Source organism: Streptomyces sp. NPDC041205 (genome assembly GCF_055591765.1).
In genome coordinates this window covers 435908-451207 of the sequence record NZ_JBVIZH010000003.1, presented here as the reverse complement: position 1 = coordinate 451207, position 15300 = coordinate 435908, and the positions used below count along the sequence as shown (strand labels likewise).

At 73.5% G+C, this 15300-nt stretch carries 12 protein-coding genes; 7 read left to right on the top strand and 5 right to left on the bottom strand.

The genetic code is table 11. The features are described 5' to 3' along the window. Positions 1-34: 34 nt before the first annotated feature. The 3 genes from ACZ6BG_RS16265 to ACZ6BG_RS16255 all read left to right on the top strand — a co-directional run bounded on the left by ACZ6BG_RS16265 (position 35) and on the right by ACZ6BG_RS16255 (position 4819). A complete protein-coding gene (locus ACZ6BG_RS16265) occupies positions 35-859 on the top strand; it encodes an MOSC domain-containing protein (protein WP_469001341.1) in 825 nt (274 codons plus the stop codon). 217 nt (positions 860-1076) lie between these two features. After that, positions 1077-1682 carry an Rv1733c family protein gene (locus tag ACZ6BG_RS16260; RefSeq protein WP_469001337.1) on the top strand — a complete coding sequence of 202 codons (606 nt, stop codon included), beginning with the start codon at positions 1077-1079 and terminating at the stop codon, positions 1680-1682. Positions 1683-2407: 725 nt separating this feature from the next. Continuing rightward, on the top strand, positions 2408-4819 hold the full coding sequence (locus tag ACZ6BG_RS16255) for a right-handed parallel beta-helix repeat-containing protein (protein ID WP_469001333.1): 2412 nt from the start codon (positions 2408-2410) through the stop codon (positions 4817-4819). On the opposite strand, the gene ACZ6BG_RS16250 is transcribed toward ACZ6BG_RS16255, so the two are convergent. Further along, complete coding sequence (locus ACZ6BG_RS16250) at positions 4770-7100, bottom strand: hypothetical protein (RefSeq protein WP_469002943.1); 2331 nt, start codon at positions 7098-7100, stop codon at positions 4770-4772. The genes ACZ6BG_RS16255 and ACZ6BG_RS16250 overlap by 50 nt on opposite strands. Before the next feature lie 407 nt (positions 7101-7507). Between ACZ6BG_RS16250 and ACZ6BG_RS16245 the strand changes: the two genes are divergently transcribed. Together ACZ6BG_RS16245 and ACZ6BG_RS16240 are read left to right on the top strand one after the other, a co-directional pair. Next, a complete protein-coding gene (locus ACZ6BG_RS16245) occupies positions 7508-8374 on the top strand; it encodes a DeoR/GlpR family DNA-binding transcription regulator (protein ID WP_469001329.1) in 867 nt (288 codons plus the stop codon). Between the two features lie 62 nt (positions 8375-8436). Then, positions 8437-8937, top strand: coding sequence for an SRPBCC family protein (locus ACZ6BG_RS16240; RefSeq protein ID WP_469001325.1), 501 nt, complete (start codon positions 8437-8439; stop codon positions 8935-8937). 28 nt (positions 8938-8965) lie between these two features. On the opposite strand, the gene cds1 is transcribed toward ACZ6BG_RS16240, so the two are convergent. Next, positions 8966-10072 (bottom strand): L-cysteine desulfhydrase Cds1, encoded by a 1107-nt coding sequence (gene cds1 / locus ACZ6BG_RS16235; protein ID WP_468458540.1) that lies wholly within the window; start codon positions 10070-10072, stop codon positions 8966-8968. Between the two features lie 380 nt (positions 10073-10452). Between cds1 and ACZ6BG_RS16230 the strand changes: the two genes are divergently transcribed. Both ACZ6BG_RS16230 and ACZ6BG_RS16225 read left to right on the top strand, forming a co-directional pair. Further along, positions 10453-10779: a hypothetical protein gene (locus ACZ6BG_RS16230; protein WP_468458329.1), complete on the top strand. Its 327-nt coding sequence runs from the start codon at positions 10453-10455 to the stop codon at positions 10777-10779. A gap of 190 nt (positions 10780-10969) precedes the next feature. After that, positions 10970-11482, top strand: coding sequence for an ATP-binding protein (locus ACZ6BG_RS16225; protein WP_469001318.1), 513 nt, complete (start codon positions 10970-10972; stop codon positions 11480-11482). A gap of 26 nt (positions 11483-11508) precedes the next feature. Here ACZ6BG_RS16225 and ACZ6BG_RS16220 read toward each other — a convergent pair whose 3' ends face one another. Genes ACZ6BG_RS16220 through ACZ6BG_RS16210 form a run of 3 tightly spaced genes read right to left on the bottom strand, consistent with a single transcriptional unit; the run spans position 11509 to position 15199 of the window. Continuing rightward, positions 11509-14124: an ABC transporter permease gene (locus ACZ6BG_RS16220; RefSeq protein WP_469001314.1), complete on the bottom strand. Its 2616-nt coding sequence runs from the start codon at positions 14122-14124 to the stop codon at positions 11509-11511. Continuing rightward, complete coding sequence (locus ACZ6BG_RS16215) at positions 14121-14924, bottom strand: ABC transporter ATP-binding protein (RefSeq protein ID WP_469001312.1); 804 nt, start codon at positions 14922-14924, stop codon at positions 14121-14123. Before ACZ6BG_RS16215 ends, ACZ6BG_RS16220 begins: the two co-directional genes overlap by 4 nt. After that, entirely contained in the window at positions 14921-15199 is a 279-nt protein-coding gene (locus tag ACZ6BG_RS16210) for an SHOCT domain-containing protein (RefSeq protein ID WP_469001310.1), read from the bottom strand. Before ACZ6BG_RS16210 ends, ACZ6BG_RS16215 begins: the two co-directional genes overlap by 4 nt. Positions 15200-15300: the final 101 nt, after the last annotated feature.

The window sequence follows — 15300 nt, the reverse complement described above, 5'->3', positions numbered from 1 at the left end:
CCTCGCTGTCAGTGCCCGCTGGCAGGATGGCCGTATGTCGATTGCCCGGCTCCACTCGATCCACATCCACCCGCTGAAGGCGGCCGGGGGGCACGCTGCGCGTGAGGCCGTCGTGGAGCCCTGGGGGCTCGCGGGTGACCGGAGATGGGTGTTGGTCGACAGCGCGGGCCGGGCCGTGACGCAACGGCCCCATCCGCGCCTCGCGTTGGCCGCCGTCGAGCCACTGCCCGACGGCGGCATGCGTGTGTCCGCACCCGGCATGGAGACGCTTGCCGTCGGCGTCCCGGAGCCCGGGGCGACCGTGCCGGTGGAGTTCCTGCGGGACAAGTCCGAGGCCGTTCCCGCCGATCCCTCGGCGGACGCCTGGTTCAGCGACTTCCTCGACCTGGACGTACGCCTGGGACATCTGGACGCCCCGGCGACGCGGCGCCCCATCAACGCGGCGTACGGCGGGCCCGGTGAGACCGTCTCGTTCGCCGATGCCTTCCCGCTGCTGCTCACCACGCTGTCCTCGCTCGACGCGCTGAACTCCCTCATCGCGCAGGGCGACCACGCGGACGAGGGCCCGCTGCCCATGAACCGCTTCCGGCCGAATGTGGTCGTGGAGGGCGTCGCGCCGTGGGCGGAGGACGACTGGTCGCGCCTCGCCATCGGCGAGGTGGAGTTCCGCGTGGCCAGGAAGTGCGCGCGGTGCGTCGTCACGACCACCGACCAGCGCACCGCCGAGCGCGGCAAGGAACCGCTGCGCACCCTCGCCCGGCATCGTCGCAGCGGTGACCAGTTGCTCTTCGGTCTGAATCTGATCCCGGAATCGACCGGAACCATTCGAATCGGTGACCCGCTGACGATCCTCGAATGAACGCCGCGCGGCCGGGGAACTCGACGTCGGTGGAAGGACGTTGAAGCCGATGGAGGCTCAGTGAGGCCCGGTTGCCCCACCCGCTGCGCGCGGGCGGGGTCCCGGCGGGGTGAGGGCGCGTGCGCTCGCGCGGGGTGATGTCGCTCTCTCTTCCTGCCTTCCGGGCGTGCGCCGTGCCGTTCGCGGCTATCACGGACGCGGAAGGGGGTGCAGGACTGTGCGAGCGATCGCCGGACTCTGGCGCTGGCGCCACAATCCGCTGCGCCGCGGCACCGACCTCGCCGAGGCCTGGGTGGCGCTCGCCGCCCTTGTGCTCATCGTCGTCGCGGCCCCCGTCGTCGGCGCGGTCGCCGGTGTCCTGACGCACGACGCCCTGCTGCGGTCGGTCCAGGCTCAGCGCGAGGCCCGGCACAGCGTCACCGCCACGGTCCTGCAGAAGCTCGACCAGCCCCCGCTCGACCCCGACCCCGAGACCTCATCGGCGCGCGACGCGCACCGCCGGGTGCTCGCGAGCTGGACCGGACCGGACGGCTCGGGCCGCGCGGGCACGGTCGCATCCGACCTCAAGTCCCCGCACCCGGGCGACCGGTTCCGGATCTGGACCGACACCGAGGGCCGCATCGTCGGCCGCCCCCTGGACACCGCCACAGCCACGACCCACGCCGCCCTGGCCGGCCTCGGTGCCACCCTCGCCTGCGCCGGCCTCATCGAGGGCACCCGCCGCCTCATCGTCTGGCGCGCCGTCCGCCGCCGCTACGCCCGCTGGGACCAGGCCTGGGCCAAGGCGGGGCCGGACTGGGGGCGGGCGGGGACCGGTGCGTGAGCTGGCGGGGGCGCCTCGGGTGGGCGGGACGCATCAGCCTCGGGCAGGCGGGCGAGGGCAGTTGAGGGCGAGGGCGGTCGAGCGGGTGGGCGTGGAAGCCCTGGGGCGCTGGGCACGCACGCGCAGGTCCGGAGGCAGGCGCCTGAGCAGGCAAGCACGGAGGCTCGGGTTCATCGGGGACACACTCGTCGGGCGGGCGAGCACAGGGCACTTGAGCGGGCGCGCGCGGTAACGCCGGAGCACGTGACCGCAGGTGCCCAAGCAGGCGAGCGCGGACGCCTGAGCGAGAGGGGGCGAGAGGGTACGGCCGCGTCGGGATACGGCCCCTTGAGGAGGTGGGCGCAGACGCTTGAGGGAGCGGGCACGGGCACTTGATCCGGCGAGCGCGGAGGCACTGGAGCACACGAGCGCGAATCACCCGCACACACGCGCACGGGAGCCCTTGACCAAGCGGGCCCAGACCGCCGCGTACCTCGCCCGACAACCCCCGGCCAAGCCACCCCGCACCCCCACGCACCCTCGCCCGACGCCCCCGACCGCCCCACCCCACACGCCCCCCGCACCCGAGCGCCCGCGCCAGCGCAGGTGGGACCGTGCCCGTCGGCGCGGCCATCAGGTCAACTCGCCCTCCCTCCGCGCGCTACGGTGGACCGGGCGAACTCTTCGGTCTCCTTGCGCGCGGGCGCGAGGTCCCGCGAACTTCGAGGTGGGGGCAGAGCAACTCCATGGCACAGGGCACGGTCCAGGTGACGCACACCGGTACGTCGCGGTGGCGGCGCCGCACAGGCGAGTACGCATCGCTGGCGGCCGCCCTGGAGGCCGCGGGCGACGGGGACGTCCTGACGGTGGCCCCGGGGACGTACCGCGAGAACCTCGTCGTGCAGCGCGCGGTGACGCTCCGCGGCCCCGAGGGCTCCCCCGGCTCCGTGCGCATCGCGCCGGTGGACGGGGTGCCGCTGACGGTGCGGGCGTCCGCGCTCGTGCAGGACCTCCATGTGGAGGGCCAGGACTCGGCCGCGCCCGCGCTGCTCATCGAGGACGGCGCCCCGGAGCTGACGGACGTGCGGGTGATGACGCGCTCCGCCGCCGGGATCGAGGTGCGCGGCGGCGCCCGCCCGACGCTGCGCCGCTGCACGGTCGACAACCCGGGCGGCATCGGCATCGGCGTGCTCGACGGCGGCGGCGGGGTGTTCGAGGAGTGCGAGGTCGTCGCCGCGGGGCAGTCCGGCGTCGCGGTGCGCGGCGGCGGGCACCCGCGCCTGGAGCGCTGCCGGGTGCACCACGCCTCGGGCGCCGGTCTGTCCGTCACGGGCGAGGGCAGCGGCCTGGAGGCCGTCGGCTGCGAGGTGTACGAGATCAAGGGCTCGGGCGTGCAGATCACCGCGCGGGCCACGGCGCACCTGACGGACTGCGACGTGCACCGCACGACGTCCGACGGCGTCACCCTCGACACCGACGCCGTCCTCACCCTCGCCGACTGCCGCATCCACGACATCCCGGAGAACGCGGTCGACCTGCGCTCGCGCTCGGTCCTGACGCTGACGCGCACCACCGTCCGCGAGTTCGGCCGCAACGGCCTGTCGGTGTGGGACCCGGGCACGCGCGTCGACGCCAACCAGTGCGAGATCCACGACAGCACGGGCGACTATCCGGCGGTGTGGGTGAGCGACGGCGCGACGGCCGTCCTGGAGTCGTGCCGGGTGCACGACGTGCCGGACGCGCTGTTCGTCCTCGACCGGGGATCACGCGTCGACGTCATAGACAGTGACCTGACGCAGGTGCGCAACACGGCGGTGTCGGTGAGCGACGGCGCGACCGCCCAGCTGGACGACGTGCGCATCCGCGAGGCCGCGACCGGCGCCTGGTTCCGCGACCACGGCAGCGGCGGCGTTCTGGCGGGCTGCACGGTGGACGGCACCCAGACGGGCGTGATCGTCACCAAGGGCGCCGACCCCACGATCGAGCGGTGCACGGTCACCTCCCCCGCCGAGGCGGGCTTCTACGTCTCCGCGGGCGGCCGCGGCAGCCTGGACCGCTGCAAGGTCATCGGCAGCGGCGGCTACGGCTTCCACGTGATCGACGGCTGTCGTACGACACTGCGCAGGTGCCGTACGGAGCGCTGCGCGCGCGGAGGTTACGAGTTCGCCGAGGACGGGCCACTCGTCGAGGACTGCACGAGCGACGAGAGCGCGAGCGTCCGCCCGGCCGCGCCGGAGCCGGTCACACAGACGGCCACGCAGTCCCCGGGGCTGCTCGGCGCGGTGCCCGCCCGGCGCGAGCCGCAGGAGCCCGTCCCCGCGGTGCCCGAGCAGCAGTCCCGCTCGTCGAAGGACGTGCTCGGCGAACTCGACACGCTGGTCGGCCTGGAGAGCGTCAAGCGTGAGGTACGGGCCCTCACCGACATGATCGAGGTGGGGCGGCGCCGTCAGGAGGCGGGCCTGAAGGCGGCCTCCGTCCGCCGCCACCTGGTGTTCACGGGCTCCCCCGGCACCGGCAAGACCACCGTCGCCCGGCTCTACGGCGAGATCCTCGCCTCTCTCGGCGTCCTGGAGCGCGGCCATCTCGTCGAGGTGTCCCGCGTGGACCTGGTCGGCGAGCACATCGGCTCGACGGCGATCCGCACCCAGGAGGCCTTCGAACGGGCCCGTGGCGGCGTGCTGTTCATCGACGAGGCGTACGCGCTGTCGCCTGAGGACTCCGGGCGGGACTTCGGCCGCGAGGCCATCGACACGCTCGTGAAGCTGATGGAGGACCAGCGCGACGCGGTGGTGGTCATCGTCGCGGGCTACACGGCGGAGATGAGCCGGTTCCTGTCCGTCAACCCCGGCGTCGCGTCCCGCTTCTCGCGCACGATCACGTTCGGCGACTACGCGCCCGAGGAGCTGCTGCGCATCGTCGAGCAGCAGGCCGAGGAGCACGAGTACACGCTCGGCCCGGGCACGGGCGAGGCGCTGCTGAAGTACTTCACGGCGATCCCGAAGGGCCCGGCGTTCGGCAACGGCCGCACGGCGCGGCAGACGTTCGAGGCGATGGTGGAGCGCCACGCGGGCCGGGTCGCCCAGCTCGGCGCGCCGAGCACGGACGACCTCACCCTGCTGTACTCGGACGACCTTCCGGACCTTCCGGACCTGCTGTAGCTTCGGACGCCGCCGTCGCGGCCCCGGGCGCGCCCGCCCCCACAGCGGCTTCGGTCGCCCCCGCACCCTCCGGCCTCGGCCTCGGCACGGCCGGCCGCAGCCGGGCGAGCAGCCGCCCCCGCTCCTCCGCGAACGCCGGGTCCGCCTGGTAGTCGCCGTGCCCGAGGATCGGCGCGGGCAGCGGGTGGGCCTCGGTCCGGCCGTAGGCGAGCGGGTCCTTCAGGGGCTCCCGGTCGACCTGCGGGCCGCAGTCGCCGTGGAGCCGCACGGGGCCGCCGATGGGGTCGGTGGGGCGGTGCAGGTTGCGCCAGCAGTCGACCTCGCGGTGCAGGGAGCTGAGGGCGGCGGGGCCGAAGTGCGCGGGGAACCAGCGGCCGTAGAGGCGCTCCAGCGGTGAGCCGTAGGTGAGCAGCGCGACGCGTTTGCGTACGGAGGGCAGCAACTGCCAGGCCGCGGCCGCCGCGAGGACACTGCCCTGCGAGTGGCCGGAGAGGACCAGGCGGCCGCCGGTGGCACGAGTCCAGGTGTGCATCCGCCAGGTCAGGTCGGGCACCGCGCGCTCCGCGTAGCAGGGCGGCGCGAAGGGGTGGGCCGCGCGTGGCCAGAACGTGCCGACGTCCCACAGGATGCCGATGGTGCGGCGGGCCGAGGGGTCGCGGTAGGCGCGACGGCCCCAGGTGACGAACAGTATGAAGCCGAGGCCGATCAACCAGGAGCCCAGTGCCTGCGAGGTCTCGGCGGTGCCCTCGACGAAGGCGGGCGCGCTCTTCGCCGCCTCGCCCGGCACCTTGTCGGTGACCCAGGCTCCGACGAGGGCGGCCGCGCCGAGCAGCAGCGTCGCGGCCGAGGTCACGCCGACGATCTGCGGCACCCGGTCGGTGAGGGCGGCGCCCGCGCGGGTGCTCGCGATGCGGCGGGTACGGGCGGTGTCGGGACGCTCGTCCGGGTAGTCGCGCGGCACCTGGGCCAGCTCCCGGCGCAGCCGCTGGGCGGTGCGCACCGCGAGCCAGCCGCACAGGACGGCGACGATCACGAGCAGCGGCGGGATGACGGAGGCCTGCCAGGTGAGGAGTGCGGGCGGGCCGTCGATCGAGCCGCCCGCGCCGGGTGAGCCCGAACCGTCGAGCCAGTCGGCGACGCGCTGCGAGCCGCCGCCCGACATCACGCCGCCGAGGGCGCAGGCCAGCATGGCGACGGCGGGTCCGCCGAGGCCGCGGATGGCGGTGCGGGCGTCCGGGGACGTGCGGTGGATGTGCGTCGCGGCCACGGCGAGGGCGAGCACCAGGGCGCCCTGGACGAGGGTGATGCCGCCGAACGTCGTGTTGCCGGGCAGCCGTCCGGTCGAGGTCCAGCCGGGGCGGGACCACCCGGCGTACAGGACCGCGAGGACGAGCAGGGCGAGGGCGGCGAGGGGCAGTCGGCGCACCAGGGTGCGGTCCAGGCGCCGGTCGAGGCGGTTCTCGCTGCGGCCCCGGCGGCAGACCACCCACACGACGACGGCTCCCGCGGCGACCAGGGCCGACTCCAGCGCCCAGCCGAGGACGTCGAGGAGGGCGGGCCCACCGGCCCTGCGGTCGTGGCGGGCGGCCGAGGCGCCGACGGCCGCGGCGACCGTGAGGAGGCCCGCGGCCGTGTGGGCGGCGCGCAGCCGGGCGACGAGCCTGCGGCCGTACCAGAAGCCGGGCTTGCCCAGGGCGTTGCGGCTGGTCTCCTCCGGGTCCGGCTGGTGCGACAGGGGCTGCTGGGACTCGTACGCGCTCCAGGTCCGGTGGGACAGGTACCAGAGCAGGCCGGTGAGCGCGGCGGGAAGGAGCGCGGCGAGCGCGAGGCGGCGGCCGGGCTGCGACCACCAGCCGCCGCCCCCGGCGGACTCGGGCGCGAGGAAGCCGAGCCAGGAGTGGTCGTCGACGCAGGCGCGGGTGCCCGCGCACTGCCAGGCCGTCAGGTCGATGGCGATCTCGCAGGCGGCGGCGACCAGGAGCACGGTGAGGCTGAGGGCGACCAGGCGCACCAGCAGGCCGTACGTCCGCACGGCGCGTTTCGCGCGGCGGGCCGAGGGCCGCATCCAGTGGGCGAGGTTGACGACCATGAACGGCAGGAGCAGCAGCCACAGGGCGCGGGAGCCGTTGCCGGAGGTCAGGTTGGACCAGACGTAGGCCTCCTGGACCGGACGGTCGCGGTGGTCGGCCGGGCGGGACTCTGCGTCCACGTCGTCGGCGCGGCGGTACACGGCGGCGGTGCCGTCGCCGGACACGCGGACCGTGCGGGGGTCGTCGAGCATCTCCTCGGGCGTGGTGCCGCCGACGCCGTGGACGAGGAGTTCCAGGGCGATCGGCTCGGCCTCGTCGCCGCGTTCCGGGTGTGCCGTGGGGCTTGGGTCCTCTGGCTGGTTCGGGTGTGCCGGTCCGTTGTTCCGGGCGGTCCGGGCCGCCGTGGCGCGCTCCACTGTTCCGCTTCCCCCGAGTCGTGCGCTGTCATGAGCCGTGTACGGGCCATGCAAGCCGTGCAGGAACACAAGGATCGCCGTTTCCCGCCCCGCGCGCAGCCGCCCTCACGTAATCTCCCCCTTCGGCAGGTCCCCCTTCCGGATGGCGGGGCCGCCCGGTCGGTGGCACCCGCAACGACGGCTCGTGCGAGGATGAGGCGACCCGGTGACGGGCTTGACTAGGCGAAAGGGCCGGACCTGACGTGAGTGAGAATCAGAACCTCCTCGCGGAGCAGCGTCGCGCCCTGATCCTCGACGAGGTCCGTCGCCGCGGCGGCGTCCGGGTCAATGAACTCACCAGAAAACTGGGCGTGTCGGATATGACCGTCCGTCGTGATCTGGACGCCCTTGCCCGTCTCGGCGTCCTGGAGAAGGTGCACGGCGGCGCCGTGCCGGTGGCCGAGGCCAGCACGCACGAGCCGGGCTTCGAGGCCAAGTCGGGCCTGGAGCTGAGCGCCAAGGAGGACATCGCGCGGACCGCGGCGACCCTGGTGGCGCCGGGCACGGCCATCGCGCTCTCCGGCGGCACCACGACGTACGCGCTCGCCCATCAGCTGCTCGACGTCGCGGATCTGACGGTCGTGACGAACTCGGTGCGGGTCGCCGACGTCTTCCACTCCGCGCAGCGCAGCTCCGGCCAGCGGCAGGGCGCGGCCACGGTGGTCCTCACGGGCGGGGTGCGCACGCCGTCGGACTCACTGGTCGGCCCGGTCGCCGACCAGGCGATCGCGGCGCTCCACTTCGACGTGCTGTTCCTCGGTGTGCACGGGATATCGGCCGAGGCCGGCCTGTCCACGCCCAACCTCGCGGAGGCCGAGACGAACCGGCGCCTGGTGCAGTCCGCGCGCCGGGTGGTCGTGGTCGCGGACCACACCAAGTGGGGCACGGTGGGCCTGAGTTCGTTCGCGACGCTCGGCCAGGTGGACACGCTGGTGACGGACGCGGGGCTGCCCGCGCGGGCCCGCGCGGAGATCTCCGAGCAACTGCGGCGGCTCCTGGTCGCGGGCGCGCCCGAGGACGCCGCCGAAGCCGCGGGCACCACCGGCGACGCGAACTCCGGCGACTTCTGACGGGCCCCGGCTATGGTGGTCGGGCCCGGTCCACCGCCTCGTCCCGCCAGGGGGTCGCGTTCATGCCACGCCGACTGAGGCCCGAGGGCCTGGAGTTCCTCGAGACCGCTCCGGTCCGCCTGGTGTTCACGCACGATGTCGCGGCGCCGCCCAAGGCGGTGTACGACGTCCTCGAGGACGTCCGGCGCCTGCCCGCGTGGCACAGCTCGGTGGTGTACGCGAGGCCCTTCGACGACGGTCTGGGCCGCCTGGTGCGCGTCCAGGGCCGCTTCTGGTTCCGCGAGACCTTCCTCGCGACGGACGCGCCCACGCGGTACGCCTACCGCGTCGACCTGACCAACTTCCCCGGCCTGCGCGCCCTGGTGGAGGAGTGGCGGCTCATCCCGCTGGAGCCGGCCGACGGCCGGGGCGCGGGTACCCGCGTGCAGTGGACGTACGCCGCGGACGCCGTGGCCCTGACGCGGTTCCTGATGAAGCGCGGCGGCCGCCGGGGCATGGGCACGTCCTTCCACGCGGCGGTGGCGAACCTGGACCGGCACCTCTCCGGCACGAACGGCGGCTGACCCGGCCCAGGCTCCGGCTCCGGCGGGCCTAGTCGGCGTGCGCGGGCCACTCCCCCGTGGCGAGCAGCCCTTCGATCGTCCGCTCGTACGGCGCGATGTCGAGCCCCTGCTCGGCAAGCCAGGCGTCCGAGTAGTACTTGTCCAGGTAGCGATCGCCCGGGTCGCAGATGAGGGTGACGACGCTGCCCGTGCGGCCCGCGGCCACCATCTCCGCGGCGATCCTGAGGGCGCTCCACAGCCCCGTGCCGGTCGAGCCGCCCGCCTTGCGGCCGATGGCCCGGTCCAGGGCGCGCACCGCGGCGACGCTCGCCGCGTCGGGGACCTTCATCATGCGGTCGATGGCGCCGGGCACGAAGCTCGGCTCCATGCGCGGCCTGCCGATGCCTTCGATGCGCGAGCCGCAGTCGCTGGACGCGTCCGGGTCGTTCTTCGTCCAGCCGTCGAAGAAACAGGAGTTCTCCGGATCGGCGACACAGATCCGGGTGTCGTGCTGCATGTAGTGGACGTAGCGCGCGATGGTCGCGGAGGTGCCGCCGGTGCCCGCCGTGGCGACGATCCACGCGGGCTCCGGGTGCCGCTCCAGGCGCAGTTGCTGGAACATCGACTCGGCGATGTTGTTGTTGCCGCGCCAGTCGGTGGCCCGTTCCGCGTAGGTGAACTGGTCCATGTAGTGGCCGCCGGTCTCGACGGCGAGCCGGGCGGACTCCGCGTACATGGTGCGCGAGTCGTCCACGAAGTGGCACCGACCGCCGTGGAATTCGATGAGGCGGCACTTCTCGGCGCTCGTCGTGCGCGGCATCACCGCGATGAAGGGCACGCCGATGAGCTTCGCGAAGTACGCCTCGGAGACGGCCGTCGAGCCGCTGGAGGCCTCGATCACGGGGCGCCCCGGACGGATCCAGCCATTGCACAGGCCGTACAGGAACAGCGAGCGGGCGAGCCGGTGCTTGAGGCTGCCGGTCGGGTGCGTCGACTCGTCCTTGAGGTACAGGTCGATCCCCCACCGCTCGGGCAGCGGGAAGCGCAGGAGGTGGGTGTCGGCGGAGCGGTTGGCGTCGGCCTGGACCTTGCGCACGGCCTCTTTCAGCCAAGTGCGGTACGCGTCGTCGCTGCGGTCCACGTCGAGCGTGGCCATCGGCTCGTCGGCCGGTTCGTGCTGGATGGTGCTCACCGCGGGCTCCTTAGGCCTCGTGCCGGAACGGGATCGGTCCGGCCGGACACCTCGATGATAAACACCCACAACACGGCCCTCACCTGCATAAACACACCTTTCGAGCACCCAAAGGAGGGCCTTGCCCGCCGGGTGGCCCCGGGCGGCGCGCCGCACCGGTCACGCACCGAAGTGGCATGTGCGTCGTCGCCGGGCACACTGGTCCTCGACGCCGTGCGCGTGCACACTGCACCGCACGGAACAGGGGTAGGTTTCCACCAGGTGCCGTACGACGGGCGTGCGGCGCCGTGCGTCACCACACCGAGGGCGCGTCGACACCAGGCGCACGAGGGGGGCGGAGCCTCATGGCGGAGCCGGAGTTCAGGGCCACGGGTGTACGGATCGGGCGACGGCTGCGGTCGCTGACCCATGCCGGCCAGGTCCGGATCAGCGACGGCAGGCTGGAGTTGCTCACCAGTTACGGCACGGAGATCGACAGCGCGCCACTGCGCGCGGTGCGCACGGCCAAGCCATGGTTCGCCCCGCAGGACAAGGCGCTCGCCGAGGTGAACGGCACCCGGTATCTGCTGACGCTCGGCGAGCACGATCCGGTGCCCGGGGAGGCGGGGCCGCCCACGGTCCGTACCTTCCTCGAAGCGGTACGTCTCGCGACCGGCGGGCGCCGGGACTGAGGGGCGCGGCAGGGGCGCGAGTTGCACGCCCCCACCCCCTGAGTCACGCTGGTGTCACATCACTCTGGGTTTACCGGTGATAACGCTGCGAACCAGCCCGCCGGTCACCACCGCAGGCGGCGGCGCGAGCGCGGCCCCTGCTGGATCCGAACGCCGTCTTCTTCCGGACCTCAATTCGGGGAGTCGCACCGTGATCAGCCAGCCAAGCAGGCATTGCACGGTAGAGCTCCAAGCCCTGCCGTCGCGGATCGGCCAGGTCCGCAGAATCGTCTCTGCGCAGTTGCGCTACTGGCATCTCGATCCCTTGATAGACCAGGCCGCGCTCGGCGTGACCGAGCTCCTGACCAACGTCCATCGGCATGCCGAGCCGGACAAGACCTGCACCGTGGAGATCGAGCTGCTGCTCGAACGCCTCATGGTCTCCGTCCACGACCACGATCCGAGGCTGCCCGTGGTGCACGACGCCGATCCGTTCGAGACCTGCGGACGCGGGCTCGCGATGGTCGCGGCGGTCAGCGAGAGCTGGGGCGCGCAGCCGCAGGGCGACACGGGCAAGGTCGTCTGGTTCACGCTCTGCGCTCCGTCGGCCGCCGCGTCGCTGCCGGCGTATCCGGTGTACGGAACCCCGTGCGCCGACCCGTTCGCCGAGGCTCCCGCCCCCGTCGGCGCCCATGCTCCCGCCCGGTCCGCCGTTGCCGGCTGACCGGGCGGTGACTTCACCTCCGCACGTCACTCCGCGGCGACGGCCCGCAAGACGTCGAGGCGGGCGGCGCGCCGGGCCGGACGCAGGCCCGCGAGGGCTCCGGCCGCCAGGCCCACCAGGGCGACCACGGCGAGCTGTACCGGCGGCAGCGCGAACGCGAAGGCGCTGTCGGACGCGCCGTCGGAGGCCTTCACCAGGACCCAGCCGAGGAAGCCGCCGAGGGCCAGGCCGCCCGCCGTGCCGAACGCGGCGACCAGGACGGACTCCCAGCGGACCATGGCCCGCAGTTGTCCGCGGGTCTGGCCGACGGCCCGCAGCAGGCCCAGCTCGCGGGTGCGTTCGTGCACGGCGAGGGTGAGGGTGTTGGCGATGCCGAGCAGGGCGATGAGGACGGCGAGGGCGAGCAGGGCGTAGACGAGGGTCAGCATCATGTCGATGCCGCCTGCCGCGGCCTTGGCGTACTCGTCGCGGGTCTGGACCTCCGGGTTGCCGTACTCCTTCGCCACGGCCGACACCGCGGCCTCGCCGTCCGCCGCGCTCACCCCGTCCTTGAAGGTCACCGACACCAGCGTGTCGGCGTCCTGGGAGCGGTGCGGGGCCCAGGCGTCGCGGGTGATGACGTAGTCGCCCGCGAGTTCGGACTGGCCGTAGACGGCGCGGACCGTGAAGGTGTCCTTCTTGCCGTCGGTGAAGGCGAGTTCGGCCTTGTCGCCGACTTTCAGGTGCTGCTTGTCGGCCTCCTTGCGGGTGATGGCGATGCCCTCGTCGCCCAGGCGGCTCATCGACCCTTCGACCTTGCCGAGGTCGAAGGACTTGGCGAGCGCGATCGGGTCGGTGACGGTCAACGCCCGGCCCTCGCCGTTGACTTCGGCCACTCCCCTGCCGAGGCCGACGGCCGTGGCGACCTCCGGGCGCTCCCCGATGGCGGGGGCGAGCCGGGGGCTGAGTCCGCTGCCGCCCGCGCCGAAGGACGGCGTGCTGACCGCGACGTCGCCCGCGAAGGAGCGCGACACGGTCTGGTCCATGGTGGCCTTCAGCGAGGCGCCGAAGACGGTGAACAGGCAGACGACGGCGACGCCGATCATCAGGGCGCTCGCGGTGGCGGCGGTCCGCTTGGGGCTGCGCAGGGCGTTGCGCCGGGCCAGCGAGCCGGTGACGCCGCGCAGCCGGTCGAGCGGCCCGCCCAGGATGCGTACCGCGCGCGAGGACGCGACGGGCCCGAGGACCACGAACGCGGCGAGGGCGAGCACGGCGCCGCCGCCCGCGAGCCAGATGGACGGCGAGGCGAGCACGCCGACCAGGGTGAGGGCGACGGCGGCGAGGGCGATGCCGGTGCCGACGGCCGCGCGGGTGCGGGAGGCGCCGGAGTGGTCGACGGCCGTCTCGCGCAGGGCCGCCAGCGGGGCGGTGCGCCCGGCGCGGACGGCGGGCAGCAGCGCGGAGGCCACGCACACGGCGACCCCGACCGCGAGGGGCAGCAGCATCGACGTACCGCTGATCACCAAGTCGCCCTCGGGGAAGGGGAATCCGATGGCCGGGAACAGCGCCTGGAGACCGGCGGCGATGCCGATGCCGCCCGCGAGGCCGGCGGCGGACGCCACGACGGCGACGACGGACGCCTCGGTCAGCGTGGACGCGGTGACCTGGCGGCGGGAGGCGCCGAGGGCGCGAAGGAGTGCGTTCTCGCGGGTGCGCTGGGCCACGACGATCGCGAAGGTGTTGTGGATGGAGAAGGTGGCCACAAGCAGCGCGATGCCGGAGAAGACCAGCAGGAACGTGGTGAACAGGGTGAGGAACTGACCGGAGATCATGTCGGAGTTCTCCTCCGCCGCCTCCTGTCCGGTGATGGCCTCGACTCCCTTGGGCAGGACGGGAGTCAGCGCGTCGACGAGTTCCTGCTGAGTCGTTCCGGGTCCGGCGCGTACCTGCACGGTCGCGGCCTCGCCGGGCTTCGGCATCAGGTACTTCTCGGCGTCGCCCCGCGTCATGCCCGTGAACGTCGTCTGCGCCATGCCGTCCTCGCCGCCGAACGTGGCGAGGCCGACGATCGTGACCTTGACGGGGTCGGGGGTGCGCAGCGTCGTGGTGTCACCGATCTTCAGGTCGCCGCTCTCGGCGGCGCCGCGGTTGACGACCACCTCGCCGCTCCTGGCGGGTGCGCGGCCCTCGGCGAGGCGGTAGGCGTTCAGCTCCGGGTCGGTGATCCAGTTCCCGGCCAGGGTGGGTGGGCCCTGGCCGCCGATCGGGTCGCCGTCCTTGCCGATGAGCTGGCCCGCGCCCTGGATGCCGGGCACGGCGGCGGCGACGCCCGGGACCCGCTCGATGCGGTCGACCAGGGCGGTGTCGACGTATCGGCGCACGCCCTGGCTCTCGCCGGGCGTGGTGATGGTGTTGGCGCCGCGGACGACCGCGTCGGTGCCGCGGGTCGCGTTGTCGAACATCGTGTCGAAACTGGCGCGCAGGGTGTCGCCCATGACGAGGGTGCCCGCCAGGAAGGCGACGCCGAGCAGCACCGCGAAGAACGTACCGGCGAAGCGGCGCTTGTGGCCGCGCAGCGAGGTGAGACTGATCCGCAGGGCCGCGGCCGTCGAGCCGGTGGGACGGCCGCTCCCCGCGGAGAGCGGCGAACCGGTGGAACTCATGAGCGTGCTCCTTCGGACACGGCCGCCGACCTCGTGTCGAACGCCTTCAGACGGTCGAGGACCTTGTCGGCCGTGGGCGCCGCCATGCGGTCCACGAGGCGGCCGTCGGCGAGGAAGACGACCTCGTCGGCGTGGGCGGCGGCCACCGGGTCGTGGGTGACCATGACGACGGTGCGGCCCATCTCGCGCACCGCACGGCCGAGCAGGCCGAGGACCTCCTCGCCGGAGCGGGAGTCGAGGTTGCCGGTGGGCTCGTCGGCGAAGACGACGTCGGGGCGGCCCGCGAACGCCCGTGCCACGGCGACGCGTTGCTGCTGGCCGCCGGAGAGTTCGGCGGGCCGGTGGCGCAGCCGGTCGCGCAGGCCGACGACGTCGATGAGGGCGTCCGTCCACTCCAGGCTCTCCTGGTCGAAGCGCCGTCCCGCCAGGTCCATGGGCAGCGTGATGTTCTCGGCGACGGTCAGCGTCGGCACCAGGTTGAAGGCCTGGAAGACGAAGCCGACGCGGTCGCGGCGCAGCAGGGTCAGGCGCCGGTCGTCGAGCGGGCCGAGCTCGGTGTCGCCGATGTACGCGGAGCCCGAGGTCAGGGTGTCCAGACCGGCCGCGCAGTGCATCAGTGTGGACTTGCCGGAGCCCGAAGGGCCCATGATCGCGGTGAAGCGTCCGGCGGGGAAGCCGACGCTCACGCCGTCGAGGGCGGTCACGGCGGTGTCGGAGGACGAGCCGTAGACCTTCACGGCCGACTCGACCCGCGCGGCGTCCGGGGCGGCGGGCTGCTGCCGGAGGTCGGCGGTGTTCATGCCCTGCCGCCCTTCGAGGCGCGGCCGAACTCCTCGTTGAGGACGCTCAGTCGGCGCCAGTACTCGTCCTCGTCGATCTCACCGGCGGCGAAGCGGTGGCCGAGCACGGCGATCGGCGACTTGTCGCCGCTCCCGCCGACACGCCAGGGTCCGCGCCGGCCGCGCCGGACGGTGCGGCGCAGGAAGGTCACGACGCCGATGACGACGGCCGCCCAGATCAGCGGGAAGAACAGGATCCACGGGCCGGGTCCGCCGTCGAATGCCAGGGTCTGCATGGTGTCCATCTCCTCGGGAAGGGCAGGTGCCAGCCGTGTGACCAGGGCTTCCGGCCCTCGGTGCGCACTGGTGCGTTCGCTTTCGAGGCTCCTCGGCGCGG

Excerpts from the sequence above, each read along its gene's own strand:
- ACZ6BG_RS16265 (WP_469001341.1), top strand. The coding sequence starts at position 35 with ATGTCGATTGCCCGGCTCCACTCGATCCACATCCACCCGCTGAAGGCG.
- ACZ6BG_RS16255 (WP_469001333.1), top strand. The coding sequence starts at position 2,408 with ATGGCACAGGGCACGGTCCAGGTGACGCACACCGGTACGTCGCGGTGG.
- ACZ6BG_RS16250 (WP_469002943.1), bottom strand. The coding sequence starts at position 7,100 with ATGCTCGACGACCCCCGCACGGTCCGCGTGTCCGGCGACGGCACCGCC.
- ACZ6BG_RS16240 (WP_469001325.1), top strand. The coding sequence starts at position 8,437 with ATGCCACGCCGACTGAGGCCCGAGGGCCTGGAGTTCCTCGAGACCGCT.
- cds1 (WP_468458540.1), bottom strand. The coding sequence starts at position 10,072 with ATGGCCACGCTCGACGTGGACCGCAGCGACGACGCGTACCGCACTTGG.
- ACZ6BG_RS16230 (WP_468458329.1), top strand. The coding sequence starts at position 10,453 with ATGGCGGAGCCGGAGTTCAGGGCCACGGGTGTACGGATCGGGCGACGG.
- ACZ6BG_RS16220 (WP_469001314.1), bottom strand. The coding sequence starts at position 14,124 with ATGAGTTCCACCGGTTCGCCGCTCTCCGCGGGGAGCGGCCGTCCCACC.
- ACZ6BG_RS16215 (WP_469001312.1), bottom strand. The coding sequence starts at position 14,924 with ATGAACACCGCCGACCTCCGGCAGCAGCCCGCCGCCCCGGACGCCGCG.
- ACZ6BG_RS16210 (WP_469001310.1), bottom strand. The coding sequence starts at position 15,199 with ATGCAGACCCTGGCATTCGACGGCGGACCCGGCCCGTGGATCCTGTTC.